The 18,816-nt window shown below is 56.5% G+C and carries 17 protein-coding genes; 6 read left to right on the top strand and 11 right to left on the bottom strand.

Going from position 1 to position 18,816, the window contains the following annotated elements; genetic code table 11:
* Nucleotides 1-147: 147 nt before the first annotated feature.
* The 3 genes from ACT3RW_RS05425 to ppk2 all read left to right on the top strand — a co-directional run bounded on the left by ACT3RW_RS05425 (nt 148) and on the right by ppk2 (nt 6,362).
* Nucleotides 148-4,083, top strand: coding sequence for a Pls/PosA family non-ribosomal peptide synthetase (locus ACT3RW_RS05425; RefSeq protein ID WP_444613078.1), 3,936 nt, complete (start codon nt 148-150; stop codon nt 4,081-4,083).
* A gap of 14 nt (nt 4,084-4,097) precedes the next feature.
* Nucleotides 4,098-5,399 carry a M1 family metallopeptidase gene (locus tag ACT3RW_RS05420; protein ID WP_444613077.1) on the top strand — a complete coding sequence of 434 codons (1,302 nt, stop codon included), beginning with the start codon at nt 4,098-4,100 and terminating at the stop codon, nt 5,397-5,399.
* Nucleotides 5,400-5,465: 66 nt separating this feature from the next.
* Nucleotides 5,466-6,362 (top strand): polyphosphate kinase 2, encoded by an 897-nt coding sequence (gene ppk2 / locus ACT3RW_RS05415; RefSeq protein ID WP_444613076.1) that lies wholly within the window; start codon nt 5,466-5,468, stop codon nt 6,360-6,362.
* 8 nt (nt 6,363-6,370) lie between these two features.
* Here the strand turns inward: ppk2 and ACT3RW_RS05410 are convergent, their stop codons facing one another.
* Together ACT3RW_RS05410 and ACT3RW_RS05405 are read right to left on the bottom strand one after the other, a co-directional pair.
* Nucleotides 6,371-7,066 (bottom strand): 4'-phosphopantetheinyl transferase family protein, encoded by a 696-nt coding sequence (locus tag ACT3RW_RS05410; protein WP_444613075.1) that lies wholly within the window; start codon nt 7,064-7,066, stop codon nt 6,371-6,373.
* A complete protein-coding gene (locus ACT3RW_RS05405) occupies nt 7,066-8,580 on the bottom strand; it encodes a DUF5129 domain-containing protein (protein ID WP_444613074.1) in 1,515 nt (504 codons plus the stop codon). Before ACT3RW_RS05405 ends, ACT3RW_RS05410 begins: the two co-directional genes overlap by 1 nt.
* 294 nt (nt 8,581-8,874) lie before the next feature.
* Between ACT3RW_RS05405 and ACT3RW_RS05400 the strand changes: the two genes are divergently transcribed.
* Nucleotides 8,875-9,396 carry a phosphoribosyltransferase gene (locus ACT3RW_RS05400; protein ID WP_131089899.1) on the top strand — a complete coding sequence of 174 codons (522 nt, stop codon included), beginning with the start codon at nt 8,875-8,877 and terminating at the stop codon, nt 9,394-9,396.
* A 115-nt stretch (nt 9,397-9,511) separates the two neighbouring features.
* Nucleotides 9,512-9,967, top strand: coding sequence for a GNAT family N-acetyltransferase (locus ACT3RW_RS05395; protein ID WP_131089900.1), 456 nt, complete (start codon nt 9,512-9,514; stop codon nt 9,965-9,967).
* Nucleotides 9,968-9,984: 17 nt separating this feature from the next.
* Here ACT3RW_RS05395 and ACT3RW_RS05390 read toward each other — a convergent pair whose 3' ends face one another.
* The 9 genes from ACT3RW_RS05390 to infC form a co-directional block, all read right to left on the bottom strand.
* Nucleotides 9,985-10,146, bottom strand: coding sequence for a hypothetical protein (locus tag ACT3RW_RS05390; protein ID WP_165477351.1), 162 nt, complete (start codon nt 10,144-10,146; stop codon nt 9,985-9,987).
* Between the two features lie 206 nt (nt 10,147-10,352).
* A complete protein-coding gene (gene pheT, locus ACT3RW_RS05385; RefSeq protein ID WP_444613073.1) occupies nt 10,353-12,893 on the bottom strand; it encodes a phenylalanine--tRNA ligase subunit beta in 2,541 nt (846 codons plus the stop codon).
* Nucleotides 12,894-12,896: 3 nt separating this feature from the next.
* Entirely contained in the window at nt 12,897-13,976 is a 1,080-nt protein-coding gene (locus ACT3RW_RS05380) for a phenylalanine--tRNA ligase subunit alpha (RefSeq protein ID WP_444613072.1), read from the bottom strand.
* A 141-nt stretch (nt 13,977-14,117) separates the two neighbouring features.
* Entirely contained in the window at nt 14,118-14,759 is a 642-nt protein-coding gene (locus ACT3RW_RS05375; RefSeq protein WP_444613071.1) for an LppM family (lipo)protein, read from the bottom strand.
* A gap of 75 nt (nt 14,760-14,834) precedes the next feature.
* Nucleotides 14,835-15,281 carry a (deoxy)nucleoside triphosphate pyrophosphohydrolase gene (locus tag ACT3RW_RS05370; protein WP_131089904.1) on the bottom strand — a complete coding sequence of 149 codons (447 nt, stop codon included), beginning with the start codon at nt 15,279-15,281 and terminating at the stop codon, nt 14,835-14,837.
* A 2-nt stretch (nt 15,282-15,283) separates the two neighbouring features.
* Nucleotides 15,284-16,177 (bottom strand): TrmH family RNA methyltransferase, encoded by an 894-nt coding sequence (locus ACT3RW_RS05365; protein WP_444613070.1) that lies wholly within the window; start codon nt 16,175-16,177, stop codon nt 15,284-15,286.
* 110 nt (nt 16,178-16,287) lie between these two features.
* Complete coding sequence (gene rplT / locus ACT3RW_RS05360) at nt 16,288-16,953, bottom strand: 50S ribosomal protein L20, sunset domain variant (RefSeq protein WP_131089906.1); 666 nt, start codon at nt 16,951-16,953, stop codon at nt 16,288-16,290.
* Nucleotides 16,954-17,056: 103 nt separating this feature from the next.
* Nucleotides 17,057-17,251 (bottom strand): 50S ribosomal protein L35, encoded by a 195-nt coding sequence (rpmI, locus tag ACT3RW_RS05355; protein WP_013348480.1) that lies wholly within the window; start codon nt 17,249-17,251, stop codon nt 17,057-17,059.
* A 166-nt stretch (nt 17,252-17,417) separates the two neighbouring features.
* The gene (infC, locus tag ACT3RW_RS05350) at nt 17,418-18,074 is read right to left on the bottom strand and encodes a translation initiation factor IF-3 (RefSeq protein ID WP_242632564.1); all 657 of its coding nucleotides are present in this window, start codon (nt 18,072-18,074) and stop codon (nt 17,418-17,420) included.
* Between the two features lie 328 nt (nt 18,075-18,402).
* Here infC and ACT3RW_RS05345 point away from each other — a divergent pair, with 328 nt between their 5' ends.
* Nucleotides 18,403-18,768 carry a DUF1844 domain-containing protein gene (locus tag ACT3RW_RS05345; RefSeq protein ID WP_444613069.1) on the top strand — a complete coding sequence of 122 codons (366 nt, stop codon included), beginning with the start codon at nt 18,403-18,405 and terminating at the stop codon, nt 18,766-18,768.
* The last annotated feature ends 48 nt before the right edge of the window (nt 18,769-18,816 follow it).

Below are 18,816 nucleotides of genomic sequence, written 5' to 3'. Positions count from 1 at the left end.
TGGGCTAAGGCGAGGTTCAAAGCGTATTAAATGAATACGGGACCAGCAGGTCCCACCCCTCCAGGATCCATTTCGTTTCCGGGACGCACTCCCCCAGCGACCCGACACAACTGACACATTTTTGTGAAAGCGATGGATCCGTTCAAAATGAACAACGATCAAACTCCTGTACCGGATCAAGAAATTTACACCCCACAATTTCCTTCCGGTGCATTAGCTCCGGCTGCCCGTACCCTCATAGACATTCTCCAGAACACCGCGCAGGCTCACCCCGACGCGGCGGCTATTGACGACGGCGAGCGCACCGAGAGTTACGCAGAGTTGCTCCTTGAGGTCAAGGCCAAGGCGCTGCGCCTCCACGAGCAAGGTTTGGGAGCTGGCGACCGCGTTGGCGTTCGTGTTGAGTCCGGAACTCGTCACCTATATGAGTGGATCTTGGCGATTCTCTGGGTCGGCGCCGCCTACGTTCCGGTAGACGCCGATGACCCGGACGAACGTGCCAAAACGGTATTTACCGAAGCGCAAGTTGCCGGAATCGTTAAGGGTACGGACACCATCGTGGTGGATTCCCAACGCCCTAAACCCTTTAGCGCACCGCGCCTTCCGGGGCTTGAAGATGACGCGTGGATCATTTTCACTTCCGGCTCCACCGGCAAGCCCAAGGGTGTTGCCGTTTCTCATCGATCAGCGGCCGCGTTTGTTGATGCTGAAGCCAAGATGTTTTTACCGGTTGATCCGCTAAACACCACAGACCGCGTGCTTGCTGGGCTATCCGTAGCTTTTGATGCATCCTGCGAAGAAATGTGGATTGCTTGGCGCAATGGCGCCTGCCTCGTCCCCGCCCCGCGCGCCCTCGTGCGCAGCGGCATGGACCTTGGTCCTTGGTTGATTTCCCGTTCCATCACCGCAGTGTCCACCGTTCCCACCTTGGCAGCACTATGGCCGGCCCAAGCCTTGGATTCGGTTCGCCTGCTGATTTTTGGTGGCGAAGCATGTCCTTCAGAATTAGCCGCACGACTGGCCACCGAAGGCCGCGAAGTGTGGAACACCTATGGACCTACCGAAGCAACCGTTGTCGCCTGCGGCGCCACCATGGACGGCAGCCTTCCGGTACGCATCGGCTTGCCGCTGGACGGATGGGATCTGGCAGTCGTTGACCCTGCGGGTATTCCGGTTGCCGAAGGCGAATCTGGTGAATTGATCATTGGCGGCGTGGGACTGGCCCGCTACCTTGATCCTGAAAAAGACGCAGAGAAATACGCACCGATGCCCACACTCGGTTGGAAGCGCGCCTATCGTTCCGGCGACATGGTCATCAATGATCCGCTGGGTTTGATCTTTATTGGTCGTGTTGACGATCAGGTGAAAATCGGTGGACGGCGCATCGAACTTGGTGAGATCGACGCAGCGTTGAACTCCTTGGTCGGAGTATCTTCGGCAGCTGTCGCGGTCCGTGAAACGGCTACCGGCAACAAGATCCTTGTCGGTTATTTGCAAGCATCCCAAGATTACGATCTGTCCGCTGCACGCACCGCCCTGTTAGAAGACCTGCCAGCACCAATGGTTCCGATCCTTGCGGTCATGGATAACCTGCCGATGAAGACCAGTGGCAAGGTAGACCGCAACGCATTGCCTTGGCCGCTACCGGGATCTGAAAACACCGAACAGTCCCAAGATCTTCCACCGCTGGATGAAGTTGGCGAATTTATTGCCGAGGCATGGCAAGGGGCACTCGGTGCACCCGTATCCGGAATTGACGCTGACTTCTTTGCTTCCGGCGGAGGTTCGCTCTCTGCTGCCCAGCTGGTCTCGGCATTGCGCGTTCGCTACCCAGACCTGACGGTTGCCGAACTCTACGACTACCCGCGATTCGGCGCTCTTGTTGAGTATCTGGGCGGTCAACAGGTATCAAGTGAACCGGTGGAACCGCGCACGGTTCTTCGCACCAAGCGCCTGACCCAGTTGGCGCAAACCCTGGTCGCCTTCCCGCTGTTTATTCTCTCCGGACTGCGTTGGGTCACCTTCCTGTTGCTCGGACACCTAGTCCTCGTGGCCATGAACGTTTTTGAAGACCCCTTGCCAACCCCTTGGTACGTGATAGCCGGACTGTGGCTGGTGTTCGTGACTCCACTTGGCCGCATGAGCTTGTCAATCCTGGCCAATAAACTCTTGCTACGCGGACTGAAACCCGGAACTTATCCTCGTTCAGGATCCGTGCACCTGCGTCTTTGGTTGGCCCAGCATGTCGCTGATGTTGTTGACCCGATTTCCCTTTCCAGCGCACCATTACTGCCTTGGTACGCTCGGATGCTCGGCGCAAAAATTGACCGCACCGCGACAATCCATTCCTTGCCACCGGTCACCGGCATGCTCACCGTAGGCCCCGGCGCCACCATTGAACCGGAAGTTGACGTCAGTGGCTACTGGATCGACGGCGACAAACTGCATGTGGGCACCATCGAGGTGGGCGCGCATGCCTCCATTGGTGCACGCAGTACCCTGACTCCCGGCTCAGTCATCGGGGCGAACACCATTGTTGATGCGGGATCAGCCGTCTATGGAACGACCCGTGATAACTCCCGCTATGCCGGTTCCCCGGCAACCAGAGAGTCCAAGGCCAAACCAAAATGGCCCGAGCAGGAACCTGCCTATCGTAAATTGCCGCGACTACTCGGCGGGCTCGCTTCAGTCTTGCTCAACCTGACACAGTGGATCCCGATTCTTCTGGCACTGCTTGCGCTCACCCCAGTCTTGCGGCCAGCACCTTCGTTAGCTGAAATCGGCTGGCGCTTTATCCCTGCCGTTGTGGTGGCGGCCATTGTCTGGTTCTTGAGCAGCATGGTGCTCACCATCATCATCGTGCGCCTGCTATCCATCGGCCTGGTCGAAGGATGGCATCCGGTCACTTCCCGCGTGGGTTGGCAAGCATGGGCCACCGAACGCGTACTTGATACCGCTCGTGATCAGCTCTTCCCGCTGTATGCCTCACTATTCACCCCGATCTGGCTACGTTTGCTCGGCGCCAAGGTGGGTCGTGACGTCGAAATTTCCACTGTTCTGCTCATTCCCAAGATGACCACTATTTCCTCCGGCGCGTTCTTGGCCGACGACACCATGGTGGCCTCCTACGAACTAGGTGGCGGGTGGATGCATATCGCCCCGGTCCGCATTGGTAAAAAGGCGTTCCTGGGCAACTCAGGCATCTTGCATGCCGGTCGCAGAGTCCCCAAGCGTTCGTTGATCGCAGTATTGTCCGCTACCCCGAAGAAGATGAAGGCTGGCACTTCTTGGATCGGTTCGCCTCCACATAAGTTGCGCCGTACCACCGTGGAAGCCGAATCCGAGCGGACCTATCAGCCAGGGTTGAAGCTAAAGATCATGCGTTCCTTCTGGGAACTGACCCGTTCGCTGGCGGTCTTCACCACCGTAGCCATCGCCGGTGGAGTGCTGTGGGCGCTAGCTGCATTGATCACCTCCACCAACGTGTGGCTGAGCATCCTGCTCAGTGGCGCAGTACTCGTAGCTGCCGGAGCATTGGCAGCACTGATCGCAGTGGCGGCCAAATGGCTTGTAGTTGGCGCCATCCGCCCAAGTGAACACACACTGTGGAGCTCATTTATCTGGCGCACCGAAATGGTCGATTCCTTCACCGAACTTGTGTGCGCACAATGGTTTGCACGCTTGGCTTCAGGCACTCCGGCCTTGGTCTGGTTCCTACGCGCCCAAGGGGCCAAGATTGGGCACGGCGTCTGGTGCGAAAGCTACTGGCTGCCCGAAGCCGATCTCGTCACTCTGGAAGACCATTCAACGGTCAACCGTGGTTCGGTCCTACAGACTCACTTGTTCCACGACCGCATCATGTCCATCGACAAGGTCACCCTAGGTGCGGGAGCTACCCTGGGCCCACATAGTGTCATCTTGCCAGCGGCCAAGATCTCCGAAGGTACAACCACCGGTCCAGCCAGTTTGGTTCTGCGCGGAGAGGTACTGCCTGCCAATACCTATTGGCGGGGCAACCCCGCAGTACGCTGGAACATCAAGCCAGTTGAACAACCAACGCAACCAGTCGCGCACGAAGCCTGAGGATACGTAGAGATATGCCCCATCGCATTTTGGATGAGTACACCAAACACTATGGCTCCGGAAGCTACACGGTAGAGCATTACGACGTGAACTTAGTGGTCAAACTTGCCAGTAATCACCTTGATGGCCGAGCCACCCTACGTATACGAGCGCTCGAAGACCTGAACGAAATTGAACTGAACCTCAACGGGCTAAAAATCGTCAAAGCCACGTGCCAAGGTCGCAAGGTTTCTGTCAGCAAAAAGCACCACAGAGTAGTTGTTGCCACCCCAAGCCGGGTCAAAGCCGGGGAACAGATCGAACTTCAATTGCGCTACGGAGGTAACCCCAGCGTAGATAACGGACAGTGGGGCGAGGTCGGCTGGGAAGAGTTAACCGACGGTATTTTGGTGTCCGGACAACCAGTGGGCGCTTCAACCTGGTTCCCCTGCAATGACCACCCGAGTCACAAGTCTTCGTATCGTTTTGAGGTTTCTACCGACGCCGGCTACCGGGTTGTTGCCAACGGCGAGTTGATGAATCACCGCCGCTCGGCAAGCCGAAATACGTGGGTTTATGAGCAACGTGAACCAATGGCAACCTACTTGGCAACCTTGCAGATTGGCCGCTACGCAGAAATTTCCTTTGACCGTGGTGGACACCTGCTGGCTTACTCCGTACCGGGTAATGACCTCGCGGTGCGCGGAGCCTTTGCGAAGCAAGCTGACATGGCGCAAATCTTTGAACTGAAGTTCGGCCCTTATCCCTTTGAAGATTACAAGATTGTTGTTGTTGATGATGACCTTGAGATTCCGTTGGAAGCCCAAGGCATGAGCATTTTCGGCCGGAACCATTTGTCGTTGGATTGGGAAGCCCAACGACTAATCGCCCACGAATTTGCCCACCAGTGGTTTGGGAATTCGCTGACCCCTGAGCGGTGGAAAGACATCTGGCTCAACGAAGGATTCGCTTGCTTCAGCGAGTGGGTCTATTCAGATCAGGCAAAGATCATGTCCCTCGAACAGCGCGCTCGCACGGCTTGGGAAATGCTCGATGGCCTCCCCCAAGATCTGCAGGTCGGTGATCCGGGCCCCGAAGACATGTTTGATGACCGCGTGTACAAGCGCGGTGCGCTCACGCTCTACGCCCTGTTGACGGCTCTTGGTGACAAGACTTTTTACGCCATGCTCCAGGACTGGACCAGCACATATCAGCATGCTTCTGTGAACACAGAGAAGTTTGCCAAACACGTAAAAAAGCATGCGACGAACGTCGACGTTGAAGGAATCTTGACTGCTTGGTTAACCGAACAAAGGTTGCCTGATTTCCCGGCATAGCCTTGCGCCATTCCAGTTCAGTACGAGTTCACTAACCGTTCATTCTGAAATTTTAGGCTGAGAAGTATGAGTGTAGAAGTCCCCCTGCTTGACGAAGCGTTCCGCGGTTTTTCGGTGCTTGACGACGATGATGACGACCCAGTGTTGTTGCGCGCCGACGGAACTGACGTTGACACGTGGCGTGAAGATTACCCTTACAACGAGAAGCTTGACCGCGATACCTACGAAGTTGAAAAACGTGCCCTGCAAATTGAGCTGCTGAAGCTTCAAAAATGGGTGAAGGCCAATGGGCGTCGCATCATGATTGTTTTTGAAGGCCGTGACGCAGCGGGCAAGGGCGGCACGATCAAGCGTTTCACTGAGCATTTGAATCCGCGCGGTGCCCGTGTGGTGGCGCTGGAGAAACCCAGCGAACGTGAATCAACCCAGTGGTACTACCAGCGTTATGTGCAACATTTCCCCTCAGCGGGGGAAATCGTTCTCTTTGACCGCTCTTGGTACAACCGGGCTGGAGTAGAGCGCGTGATGGGTTTCTGCACTCCGGAACAGGTAGATCACTTTCTTGAGCAGACTCCATCCTTTGAAAAGATGGTGGTCGACGAAGGCATCGATCTAGTGAAGTTCTGGTTCTCGGTCTCTTCTAGTGAACAGCTCACTCGCTTCACGATTCGCCGCATTGACCCAGTGCGCCAATGGAAGCTCTCCCCCATGGATCTTGAATCTTTGGATAAATGGGAGAAGTACACGGAAGCAAAGAAAGAAATGTTCCTCAAGACTGATACCGATCATGCTCCGTGGACCGTGGTGAAGTCTAATGACAAAAAGCGCGCCCGACTCCAAGCGATGCGACACGTGCTTGATCTCTTTGACTACAAGGGAAAAGATCATGAGTTGGTGGGTTCCCCGGACCCGCACATCGTGGGACGCGCTGCCAATGTCATCACACACGGTGAAGAATTCTAGCTCCGCACCTAGCACACCGCCGCTAGCGGAACGGTAATGCAGGTCCCCAGCAGCCCTCGGCCGCTGGGGCCTTCTGCTATCCAGCGCCCATTCATCACCGTGAGATCATGCTCTGCGGCAACCGATCCTTTGGCCTGAATTTCAGCGTCGAAACTGTGGGCCTGCGCATCAAGGATAATCCGGCATTCCAAGAAATCCAGCCACTGCCTAGTCAGCGGGAACCATGCTTTGAAGACACTTTCCTTGGCACTGAAAATCAGCCGATCCCAGGCCGTTTCCGGATAGCGCGAATTTAGCTCGCCAACCATCCGCTGTTCTTCGGGAAGCAAAATGATGTCGAGGGTTTCGGCAGGCAGTGAAGCATGTAATTCGGCGTCGATGCCAAGACCGCGAATATCGTTGGTGGAGGCTACTGCGGCTGCCCGAAAGCCAACACAATGGGTCATGCTCCCCACAACGCCAGCGGGCCAAACCGGTGCCCGTTTTTCATCGGGAACCAAGGCAATACCCGCATGACCCAGTTGCCCCAACGCTCGGCGAGCGCAGACCCGGACGGTACGAAATTCATGCTGTCGTTCAGGCACCGCATTGGCGATATACCGTTCTTCTTCTCCATAGGATTCGGTATCCTCCAACTCGGTACGGGACTGAACTACGTGCACCGAAGACGGCAAGAGCGATGCGAAGATATCGTTGCCTTTCATTAGAAGTGGGAAGACCCACCCGAACCGGAGAAGCTTCCGCCACCAGAGTATCCGCCCGACACTCCCCCAGAGGAACTCGCTGCTTCACGCGAGGCAGTCACTGCACTGACGCCCGTGGAATATCCGTGGTTATAACTACCCACGCGCCAATACATCGTAGCGGGATTCAGCACGTCCAAGATGGTGCCCGAGCGACCCGAATACGCGCCGGTTTCATATCGGGATTTCTTAAGCGCCGATTGCATATCGGCCTTCTCTTCTGCGTTTTGTGCATACACTTCGATTTGCGCTTGAGCGAAGACATCCAACTTTTCGCTCAGCTCGGCACGCAATGCAGATAATCCATCGAGCGCTTGATCCACGGTGATTGATTCTTGCGTCAGCTGTGCCGACAGCTCGTTGAGTTTGGTGATTGCTATTTCCCGGTAGGAAGTCAACGCGGCTGCACTGCTCTGCAGCTCTGGTTCGAGATCATGGACCAATCCCTTGATCTCCTCCAGGTCATCTTCCAGCGGCTTGATCTGTGCATGCCATGCGTCTTGCCAGGAGGCCGAACGAGTATAGAGCGCAGACGCAGCGATGATGGCGTCATCGGTCAGATCCAGGGACTGCGCTGACTCCCGGAACTCCTTAGTAAGGCGAACACCTTCGGCGCTGGAACGTTCCTTTTTGTTTGAACTTTCTAGCGACTGCTGGGCTTCGAAGCAGGCACGGTATTTGGTCATGAACTTGCTGAAACGCTGTTCCAGCTCGGAGGCGTGCGCTGAAGTGGACGGCAGTGTACGGGCCGCCAATTCGGTTTCTTCTAAGTCCATGGTGACGTTGGTCAGATGCACGGATCCTTGTTGCAGTTCTTCTGCAAAAGTTTCTCGTCGTGTGGACCGGGTATGCAGTGCAAAGCCACCCACGATGAGAGCGACAAATCCACCGACACCACTGGTGATCCATAAGGCCGGGTGCTGGTACCAGGGGCGATTCATGATCACGGATGCTTGGTCGGCGACAGCGATGACGCCGTCAGTCCAACGGGAAAGATTAAAGTCATCGTAGCCAGCTTCATGGATGCTCTCTATGGCGCTCTCGGAGACTTTACGGTCTTCGCCGAAGTACGTTCCGATCTGTCCATCTCCCGGTCCTTCGATGGACAGGGTGATGATCAATAGTCCGTCGGCCCAGTAGTCGCCGTAGTCTTCAGGCTTGTCAGATATCCATTCCGGATGTGATGACTTAGCGTAATCAAGAGTTTTGGTGTTGATGTCATCGGAGTATTCGCCGTTGCGGGCATAAATTGCAACGTCTGTTGGCTCATTAAAATCGAGGTCTTCCAAGGCGTCGCGCAGCCGCTGCTTATTAAGTTTTCCCGTGGAGTCATCGATGGTGACCGATTCTAGGTTCTGCCCGGCTGCGACTTGCACTGAGTTGGCCGCTTGCGCGGCAGGCAGGACTCCGATCAGCCCCAAGGAGAGCACCGTTACGGCACCGACTAGTGAAATGTTCCAAGTTCGTGGGCCCATGTCGCGTCTCCTTCATCGGGTTTCCGGGTTATCTCCGGTCGATGGCCTTTCCCCTATCCTAGCGAGTCAGAATGTGGCACCGATCATCCTTAAGGCTGCTTTTGGCGCATTAGGGTCACAACGTGTTCGTTCCAACCCCGGTTTCCCGAAAAGTGATGGATTCCTCAAGCAGGTCCATTGCATACCTATTCACGCCTAATCAGCGGATAAGAATCCTCCGGGCTTGGGAGGAAAAAGTGAACGATTGGTTTGAACCGTGCAACATTGCCCCGAATTCGGCGCTAATATTACAGAATGACTAGCATTGATGATTCAGGCGCATCCGTCCTTTCAGAGCCGGAACGCGAGATCCTTACTTGGGATACCTTCGGCGCAGCCTCCCGCGAACTTGCACAGACCGTTGTCGATAGTGGCTTTGAGCCAGACATCGTTTTGGCTGTTGCACGTGGCGGTCTGCTCTTGGCCGGATCGATCTCCTACGCGCTGGGTGTCAAGGCCTGCGGCGCCCTCAACGTCGAGTTCTACACCGGCATCGGCACCGTTTTGCCAGAGCCAGTAGTTCTGCCTCCAATGCTGGATGACGGTCACCTGCGTGACAAGAAGATCCTGATCGTTGATGACGTCTCGGATTCGGGCCGCACCCTGGAAAAGGTTGTCGAGTTGGTTTCCGCTTGGGGCGCAGAGGTCAAGACCGTTTGCCTCTACACCAAGCCACGCACCATCATGGTTCCAGACTACGAATGGCGCCGCACCGACAAGTGGATCACTTTCCCATGGTCGGATCTGCCACCGGTCACCGCTGGCGGAGCAAAGTAAATATTTTCTGATACTGCAGGGAACGATCTGATGATCGTTCCCTGCAGTGTTTAATAAGCAACCATCTAATAAGCAACATTAGAATCCGCGAATGCAGATGTCCTAGGCTGAGCCTATGGATCCATCTATTGTGCTGACCGCTCTGACCGAAGCCGACGCAGATTTTATCGCGCAATTGGCTGCCGATAAGAGGATTACTGCCTACATCGGTGACGGTCAGCCATGGAGCGATCAATACACGGGGCAACGTATTGAGGATGCGATAAACAGTCCTGAAATCTCTTGGTTTGTCGCTCGAAGAGACGGTATTAGGGTCGGGTTGTTTACTGCCGTGCAGCGCGAGCAGGCAACCGAAATCGGTTATTGGATTGCCCCAGAATTTTGGGGTCAGGGATTGGCGAAAGCGATCGTAGCACTAGGTATCAAAGCGCTAAATGCGGTGGGCTTTAGCCAGCTGATGGCGCGCGTGATGCCGGAAAACAAAGCGTCGCTCAAGGTACTACAACGCCTTGGGTTCGTGGTCCAAGAAGACACTGCAGAGCTAATTACGATGCGACAAAGCGTCGTTTAGTGGCCGCCATCAAATAGTTAAGGCGCCATGGTTCCACTGGTTGGACGCAATGGATCAACAGGCTCGTCCGTTGGTTGGTAACTAGGTGTCGGTTCATCTTTGAGGTGTGCCCCGGCGCCGCGTTCGATGAAGACTACAACACCCCAGCCAGCAGCGATTAGTGCAGCAATGGCGAGCATTCCAAGAAATAAAATTAGAAGTACCGCACCACAAGAACGTAGACCCTTCACTGCCGGTCACTCCACCTTTGCATCTCGTAGCCCTTTAGAGCTTTCTCAAGATTAATTGTAGTCGCCACTTTCGGGCGCGGTTGCGCACAAGAATGCCCCGGTGCTTGCTCAGATAAAAAAATCGAAACAAACGCCGGGGCATCGGCAAACCTGCGTTAGCGCTGAGTAGCACCAAACTTGTCTGCTGCCACTGCGACGGCGGCGGCCCGCGCCTCTGAAGCTTCATCAGCAGTCAGGGTGCGATCAGTAGCTCGGAAGCGAAGACCGAAAGCCAAAGACTTCTTGCCTTCTTCAATACCCTTGCCCTGGTAGACGTCGAAGAGTGCAACATCTTCAAGCAGCTCCCCTGCGCCTTCGCGCAGTGCAGCTAGTACGTCTCCGGCAACGACGTCCTGGTCAACGACCAAGGCGACGTCTTGAGTAGCCAGCGGCTGAGTGGAAAGCTGCGGCGCAACTACCACAGCAGGAGTTGCCTCCATCAGTGCTGCGGCGTTCAGTTCCATAGCCACGGTGCGTGCTGGCAGGTCCGAATCCTTGAGCAGCTGTGGGTGCAATTCACCTGCGTAACCAACAACTTCGCCGGCAACCTTCAAGGTTGCGGCACGGCCCGGGTGGAATGCTTGGTGATTTCCCTGAGCAACTTCGAGCTCTACGCCGAGGATTTCTGCCACGGTGTGGGCCGCGTCCAGTGCGTCAGCCCAATCCCACGCACGTGGCGCGAAGCCGGCCGCAGCCGAAGCCTCGTTACCGGTGAAGACTGCAGCCAAGTGCCATGGCTGGTTAGGTACACCATTGAACAATTCGGCCAGTACTTCATCACTAGGCTTGACGCCCAACGGTGGAAGTACCGAGGAACCGAGCTGCGCTCCTGGCAAGAACACCAGACCGCCCTCGTACAAGGCCAGATCGCGGAAGCCACGGCCAATGTTGCGGCGTGCGGTTTCCAGCAGTCCTGGTAGCAAGCTGGTGCGAAGGAATCGGAATTCCTTGGAGATCGGGTTAGCCAACGAGATGGCCTTGACCTGGGTCCCAGCCTGCGCAGCACCGAAGGTGTTGTTCTGCGACTCGGAGACAAACGGGTAGGACAGAATCTCGGTCAGTCCGGCGTCAGCCAAGCCCTGAAGCAGGCGACGACGCTGCGACTGTGCACGAGTCAATCCACGGCCCGGAGGCGCCACTGGCAAGGTTGCTGGAATCTTGTCGTAGCCAACTACTCGGGCTACTTCTTCAACCAGGTCTTCCTTGATGGCCAGGTCTGGGCGCCAGCTTGGAGCGGTGACTAAGAAGCCAGCACTGTTCTGCTCAACGCTTGCACCGATGCCCTCTAGGGCAGCAACGGTCTGCTCGTCGGTGTAGTCAACACCAATCAGTGCGCCGGCAAAACCAGCAGGCAACTGAATCTGCACATCGGCTGGCTGCGCGCCAGCGTCGGTGATGTTGGTGGTTTCGGTACCGCCAGCTAGCTCCACCAACAAGTTGACCGCACGCTGTGCTGCAACCTGCATGATGTGTGGATCTACGCCGCGTTCAAAGCGCTTGGACGCCTCGGAAGGTAGCTTGTGACGGCGACGTGAACGGCCGATGGATACCGCATCAAAGTGAGCGGCCTCGATCAGCACGCGGCTGGTGGTCCCCCAGACTTCGGTGGACGCTCCCCCCATAACACCGGCAATGCCTAGTGCTCCGGACTCGTCGGTGATCAGCAGGTCCTCGGTGGAGAGCTCGCGCTCCTTGTCGTCCAAGGTGGTTAGCTTCTCGCCAGCGTTGGCGCGGCGCACGGTGATACCACCGGTGAGCTTGTCAGCGTCGTAGAAGTGCAGTGGTGCACCGAGTTCAAGCATGACGTAGTTGGAGATGTCTACGGGTAGCGAAATCGAACGCATGCCAGCCAGCTGTAGGCGTGAAGCCATCCAGCGTGGGGTTGGCAAGCTCGGGTTAATGCCGGTGACTTCGCGGGTGACAAAACGGCTACAGCCAGGAACGTTGTAGATCGGTGCAGCGTCAGCCAAAGTGACTTCGTGGCCCGCAGCGCTAGCTTCAGAAACAACCACGGTGGTGGTTGGATCGGTGAAGGAAGTGCCGGTGGCCAGTGCGTATTCGCGGGCTACACCACGAATGGAGAAGCAGTAGCCACGGTCCGGGGTCACATTGATTTCAGCAGCCTGGTCATCAAGTCCGAAGAGCTCGAATGCGTCGGTGCCAACTTCTGGGTCAAGACCGTAGTTGGAAAGCACGATGATGCCGTCGTGGTCATCACCAATGCCCAGTTCGCGCGAGGAAGCGATCATGCCAGCCGAGGTGTGGCCGTAGGTCTTGCGTGGCGAAATCTTGAAGTCACCGGGCAGCACAGCGCCGGGAAGGGTGACAACTACCTTGTCGCCCTCCACAAAGTTGTGCGCACCGCAAACGATGCCCTGTACACCTGTTGGGTCGATGCCCTTACCGGTCAGGGTCTGCTCGGTACCTTCTGGGACCACGCGGACCTGGCACCAGTTGATGGTCTTGCCGTTGGAGGCAACTTCCTTTTCCAAGGAGAGCACCTGGCCAACCACGATCGGGCCCGAAAGCTCGTCGCTGGGACGGTGCACGTCTTCTTCTTCAAGGCCAACCTTTACCAGGTCCGCCATGATGTCTTCGGCCGATGCGTCGGCCGGTACCTGCGCATATTCGCGCAGCCAAGATAGTGGAATACGCATTACTTAGATCTCCATCCCGAAGTGCTGGCTGAAACGGATGTCGCCCTCGATCATGTCGTGCATGTCCGGGACATCGTTACGGAACATGAGCGTGCGCTCAATGCCCATGCCGAAGGCAAAGCCCGAGTACTGATCAGGGTCAATGCCTGCAGCTCGCAATACGTTCGGGTTGATCATGCCGCAACCGCCCCATTCGATCCAGCGTGGCCCACCCTTGGCACCTGGGTGCCAGATGTCCAGCTCGGCCGATGGCTCGGTGAATGGGAAGTACGCTGGGCGCAGACGGATCTGGGCTTCTTCGCCAAACATCTGGCGAGCGAAGTGCTCCAAGGTGCCGCGCAAGTCGGCCATGGTCAGACCCTTGTCTACGGCCAGACCTTCAAACTGGTGGAAGACCGGGGTGTGGGTGGCATCCAGCTCATCGGTGCGGAAGGTGCGTCCAGGGCACAATACGTACACTGGCACCTCACGCTGGAGCATGGAGCGAACCTGTACCGGTGACGTGTGGGTACGCAACACCAGGTGTGCGTCGGCAGGCTCAATGAAGAAGGTATCCTGCATTTCGCGGGCCGGGTGATCCGGCTTGAAGTTCAGCGCGTCGAAGTTGAACCACTCGGATTCAACCTCGGGGCCTTCGGCGATTTCCCAGCCCATGCCAACAAAGATGTCGGACACACGGTCTTGGAGCACCGAGAGCGGGTGGCGTGCGCCAACCGAGCGGCGGCGCGGTGCGGCGGTAACGTCAACGGTCTCTTCAACGAGGATGCGCTCAGCTTCGGCCTCTTCGAGCACCACGGTGCGGGCAGCTAGGGCCTTGTTGACTCGTCCGCGAGCTGAACCTACCAGCTTGCCTGCGATTGCCTTTTCCGTCTTGTCCAGCTTGCCGATCTGGCGGTTAGCCAGCGATAGTGCGGACTTTTCGCCGGTGTGCGAAAGGCGGGCATCTTTGAGTTCGTTCAGGTCTCCAGCAGCTTCGATGGCAGCTAGAGCAGCCTCAACGGCCTGCTGAATTCCTGCTTCATCGGTTGGATGCGGAACATTTGACTCCCCGTCGGGAACTTGTCCAGTTGTCTGATCAGACATGGGATCGATCGATCCTTACTCTTATCTTGTACTTACGCGTAGAACACTTTGGTTCCATTCTATTGCCAAGGGCCCGTGATCGTTTCACCGATGACGGGCCCTTGGCGTGAAGCTCCTTACCTCGAAGCGTTTTTTGCTCGCTTAGTGCGACTCTTTGACACCCTTTGGTGCGAAGACCGCCACGAAGATGAGGCTCAAGACCAGCAACGCGCCACCAAAGACCAGCGAGTACAGCAGGCTGTGATCAAATTTGCCGGTGGCCTGGTAGACCTCGGCGCCCTTGACCAGGTCAAAGGTGACGGCCTTGCCATGAACAACGCCTGGACCGTTAGAGGTCACTTCGCCGGGGAAATTTACCTCCAAGTTTGCTTCAGTGAAGTTTTGGTCAACGGTGGCTTTGTCCCCTGGCATGGAGAAGGTAACTTCTTTACCGTCGTCGGCTAGGCCGAACTGGAAGCCGAAGATTTTAAAGGCATCAGCCAACTGGGTGTAAGTCTTGGTGCCGTCGGTTTCGAAGCGCAGGCCCACGTTCTCGCCCTCTTCGACCTTGCTGTAGGTCCACTGACCTTCAATTTCTTTTTCCATGGCAGCGGTGTCCACGGTGGCAGCAAGTACTTCGTCCAGGCTCTTGCCCTGAAGATTTTCCTTGTTAATAGTTACTTCAACAACGCCGGTGGTCTTGTCCTGACCGACAACGTTGATTTCTGCGTTCATGTTGACGCAACCGGACAGGGCTAGGACTGCGGTAAAGACCAGCGCGATAACGCTGAACACTTTCTTCACTGAAAAGGGCTCCTCAGAATTTTTTGGTAGTTTGTTGCAATGTCTCAATGGGCATTCATTCAAGCTTACGCGTCTTTAGCCAACGGGCCCTCGACGGGCCTGGGCTAGGCATGCCGTGACGATTGGGGCATCAGCAGGGATCCATGGGACCAGCTGCTGCATGCTCTGATCTAGGTCCAACCAGGCCAGCTGGTCGTGACCGTCCAGAGTCTGGGCATCACCTTCGATAATCTGAGCGAACCACATGCGCATGGCCGCCGAATCGTTCAGTTGCCAACCTTGGGCGTGCGGTCCGGGAATCAAAGCACCAAGCTGGATCTTTACGCCCAGCTCTTCGTGCAGTTCTCGGTGCACGGCTGCGATTTCGCTCTCCCCCGGTTCCACTTTGCCGCCAGGGAATTCCCATAGTCCGGCCAAAGATTCGGGGCGATTGCGCCTAGCAGCTAATAGTTTGGTTGGTGAGTGCAGGTCATCAACGATGGCTACGGCGACAATTTGCTTCAGGTTTTGTGCTCTATCCATGCTTAGTCCTGCTTGGCTGAATGCTGCGCACGAGCCGAGGCATACAAACAAACAGTGGCTGCGGTGCCAACGTTCAAGGATTCAGCGACCCCGTAGAGTGGCACAGCAATGCTGTGATCTGCTGCCTGCTTTTCGCCCTCGTCTAGGCCCTGACCTTCATTGCCAAAGAGCCATAGGGTTGGTGCTTCCAAAGCTGGCTCACCAGCTGCCGGGGCAGCGCCAGTGCCGTGTGCACGCAAGACGGCGGCGTCTTGCAACGCATCCAGGTCTAGGGCACCATAACCGTCGGCTGCTAGCACTTGGCTTCCGGTAGTCTTAGCGGCTTCAACGAGGTGCTCAAATTCGATGTTGTTCAGCACCGGCAGGTGGAACAGTGAACCAACGGTGGATCGTACGGCTTTGGGGTTGTAGATATCTACGCTGCCCTTGGTCAGGATTACCGCGTCGGCTCCGGCTGCGTCAGCAGCACGAAGTACGGTTCCGGCGTTGCCTGGATCCTGCACACGGCACAAAACTGCGATGAGTTTTGGTTTAGTGGCCAGCACCTCACTCAGTTGTGGTTGCGCGATGGCGGCAACGGCCAATATGCCCTGTGGGGTCTGGGTACCAGCCATGGCGTGCAGTACCTCGCCGGTGACAATCCGGGTAGGTACTTGGGCCTGATCAAGAAGCTGATCAAACTCCTCGTGGCTTTCAAGGAAACCGCCCACTACATAGACAGCCTGAACGAGATTATCGTCCTCAACGTGGGCCTTAAGTGCTTCTCGCACCGCTTGGGGTCCTTCGACGAGGAACTCCCCGGTAGCTTCACGCCCCTTGCGGTTGGCCAGGCGGGCCACGGCCTTTACTTTCTCGGCGCGCGGATTGGTCATCACTTCAGCGGAAAAACTGCTCATTACTCGAGAATACCGGTAGAAACACTAATGGGTGGGTTCCGCGTAAACGCGGTACCCACCCATCGGTGTGATCTGTCCTACCTGAGCCTTAGCTCAAAGGGAGAAAAGATTTACTTCATCTGCTGGCGGGATTCTCCACCAGCTGGTTCGAAGCCTGCAGCCTTAGCAGCTTCGATCGAGTTGAACCAGAACTCTGCCTCAGTCTGCTCGTACCAGGTCGAACCTGGAACGTGGTACTTGTTCGAGTCGGCGTTGCCCTTGATTACGAAGCCTTCTGGAGCATCCTGGCCTTCAACAGCCTTGAATACGCCTTCGCCCTCGGTGGACTTTGCAGCAGCCTTTGGAGCCTTTGCAGCCTTAGGTGCCTTAGCAGCTTTTGGAGCAGCAACTTCAGCAGCACCGCGTGGAGCGTTGACGTCAGCTGGAAGAGCTTCCTTTGCAAGCTTTACCAAGGTAGCGAAAGCGTTCGAGTCCGAAACAGCCAGCTCTGCGAGCATACGACGGTCAACCTCGATCTCAGCAGCCTTCAGGCCCTGGATCAGACGGTTGTAGGTCATGCCGTTGGCGCGGGATGCAGCGTTGATGCGCTGGATCCACAGGCGACGGAAGTCACCCTTACGCTTACGACGGTCGTTGAAGCTGTAAACGAACGAGTGGAGCAACTGCTCCTTAGCCTTACGGTACAGGCGCGAACGCTGACCGCGGTAACCCTTTGCGCGTTCCAGAACGACGCGACGCTTCTTGTGGGCGTTTACTGCCCGCTTCACACGTGCCACGTGTGTACTCCTTCAAGTCGGTTCCCCAGTGCTTGCACTATGCAAGGTGGGAGAAATCTATGGTGGTGGGGTTATAACTTCCCCGTGTTGCGAAAGGGAGAGCTTAGAGGCCCAGCATCCGCTTGATGGTCTTTACATCGGCCTTAGCGACGATCTGGTCAGAAGCCAGGCGACGAGTAACGCGCGAGGACTTGTGCTCCAGGTAGTGGCGACGGTTGGCCTGCTGGCGAGCGAGCTTACCGCTACCGGTGAGCTTGAAGCGCTTCTTGGCGCCACTGTGAGTCTTGAACTTCGGCATAGCTGCCGTTCTCCTAACGTGCTCCATCCGGCAAAATTACCGAATGGGGATCATCCGAAGCGGGCCCCGTTGAGGTGACCGCTGTTGTTCTCTTGTAGTTGGATCTTCCGAAAAGGAAGATCCTTCACCATAAACGGTGACGGGCTCGAAAGCCCAACAGGCTTGGCTAGGCGTCGCCTTCAGCTGCCTGACGAGCCTGCTCCAACTTGGCGCGGGCTTCGTCATCCATTGAAGCGGCAACGTTCTGGCCCTCGGTCTCAGCTGGAGCGTCGGTGCGGATCTTGCGCTTAGCCGAGTCACGGCCACCGGACTTCTGCTGCTGCTGCTGTTCGCGGCGAGCCTCTGCCTTGTTCTTCAGCGGACCAACAACCATAACCATATTTCGGCCATCGATGCGTGGGCTGGATTCGATCAATCCGACCTCAGCGACGTCTGCTGCAAACTTTTCTAGCAAGCGGATACCCATCTCTGGACGCTGCTGTTCACGACCGCGGAACTGGATCATGGCTTTCACCTTGTCACCAGCGCCCAGGAAGCGCAGTGCATGCCCAACCTTGGTCTCGTAGTCGTGAGTATCGATCTTTAGACGGAAGCGAACTTCCTTCAAGATCGTGTTGGTCTGGTTCTTACGAGCTTCACGAGCCTTGACAGCGGCTTCGTACTTGTACTTGCCAAAGTCCATCAGTTTGCACACTGGAGGCTTGGCGTTGGGTGCCACCTCGACCAAGTCCAGATCGGACTCATGAGCCAAACGAAGCGCGTCCTCGATGCGGACGATGCCTACCTGCTCACCATTGGGGCCGACGAGACGTACCTCTGGCACGCGAATGCGCTCATTAATGCGTGGATCGCTGATGTGTCACTCCTGAAATTCGTAATCATGACCGCAAACGAAGAAGGCCCCCGTCTGCGATTGCAGGCGAAGGCCAAAAGAGAAACGACATAACGATAGGCGCAAATATTTGCGCCTGCGTTTTCAGATTGCATTGCTGCGATCCTGCCGAAGTACCCGGAAGCCTAGAAACGGCGACAGCGGGTGGGAGATGGCCTCCACTTGCATGGCTCAATACTAGTACGAATCTCTTGTCCAGAGCTAACTGAACGTCATGAGAAGTACCGGCATCGAGTCGGTCTGTGACAAGCTTAGCAGTATGAGTACCGAAGACACCAACTCGCATCAGCACCTCGTCGATCAGCAGGTGCGCGACATCGCCGAAGTTCCGGCCGTAGAAATCATCACCACCGCAGCTGTTCACCTGATGAGCGCGGCGGCAGTTAAATGCGGCCTTGCTGAAGGCGTAGACGCCGAAGAACTAAAAGATCTAGACGAAGCACGCAAGCTCATCACCGCGCTTGCAGGCCTAGTCACCGCTGGCGCACCGGAGATTGGCTCGCAGCACGCAGCTCCTCTGCGCGACGGTCTGCGCAGCCTCCAGCTGGCATTCCGCGAAGCTTCACTGATCCCAGATGCCCCCGGCAAGGGTCCAGGCGAGAAGTACACCGGCGCTGTCAACTAAGAAATTTTCGCAGTTTTTAAGAGATTAACATCATGGGCTCGACTCCAC

Origin of the sequence: Glutamicibacter sp. AOP5-A2-18, assembly GCF_052446055.1 — a bacterium.
Lineage (GTDB): Bacteria > Actinomycetota > Actinomycetes > Actinomycetales > Micrococcaceae > Glutamicibacter.
Note: the sequence above shows the minus strand (reverse complement) of the source record. Positions and strands in the feature narration are given on the sequence as shown.

Bases quoted from the DNA above. Each gene is read 5' to 3' on its own strand.
- ACT3RW_RS05395 (WP_131089900.1), top strand. From the start codon at position 9,512: ATGGATCCATCTATTGTGCTGACCGCTCTGACCGAAGCCGACGCAGAT.
- ACT3RW_RS05410 (WP_444613075.1), bottom strand. From the start codon at position 7,066: ATGAAAGGCAACGATATCTTCGCATCGCTCTTGCCGTCTTCGGTGCAC.
- ACT3RW_RS05380 (WP_444613072.1), bottom strand. From the start codon at position 13,976: ATGTCTGATCAGACAACTGGACAAGTTCCCGACGGGGAGTCAAATGTT.
- ACT3RW_RS05370 (WP_131089904.1), bottom strand. From the start codon at position 15,281: ATGGATAGAGCACAAAACCTGAAGCAAATTGTCGCCGTAGCCATCGTT.
- ACT3RW_RS05420 (WP_444613077.1), top strand. From the start codon at position 4,098: ATGCCCCATCGCATTTTGGATGAGTACACCAAACACTATGGCTCCGGA.
- ACT3RW_RS05405 (WP_444613074.1), bottom strand. From the start codon at position 8,580: ATGGGCCCACGAACTTGGAACATTTCACTAGTCGGTGCCGTAACGGTG.
- rpmI (WP_013348480.1), bottom strand. From the start codon at position 17,251: ATGCCGAAGTTCAAGACTCACAGTGGCGCCAAGAAGCGCTTCAAGCTC.
- ppk2 (WP_444613076.1), top strand. From the start codon at position 5,466: ATGAGTGTAGAAGTCCCCCTGCTTGACGAAGCGTTCCGCGGTTTTTCG.
- pheT (WP_444613073.1), bottom strand. From the start codon at position 12,893: ATGCGTATTCCACTATCTTGGCTGCGCGAATATGCGCAGGTACCGGCC.
- ACT3RW_RS05365 (WP_444613070.1), bottom strand. From the start codon at position 16,177: ATGAGCAGTTTTTCCGCTGAAGTGATGACCAATCCGCGCGCCGAGAAA.
- ACT3RW_RS05345 (WP_444613069.1), top strand. From the start codon at position 18,403: ATGAGTACCGAAGACACCAACTCGCATCAGCACCTCGTCGATCAGCAG.
- ACT3RW_RS05400 (WP_131089899.1), top strand. From the start codon at position 8,875: ATGACTAGCATTGATGATTCAGGCGCATCCGTCCTTTCAGAGCCGGAA.
- ACT3RW_RS05425 (WP_444613078.1), top strand. From the start codon at position 148: ATGAACAACGATCAAACTCCTGTACCGGATCAAGAAATTTACACCCCA.
- ACT3RW_RS05390 (WP_165477351.1), bottom strand. From the start codon at position 10,146: ATGCTCGCCATTGCTGCACTAATCGCTGCTGGCTGGGGTGTTGTAGTC.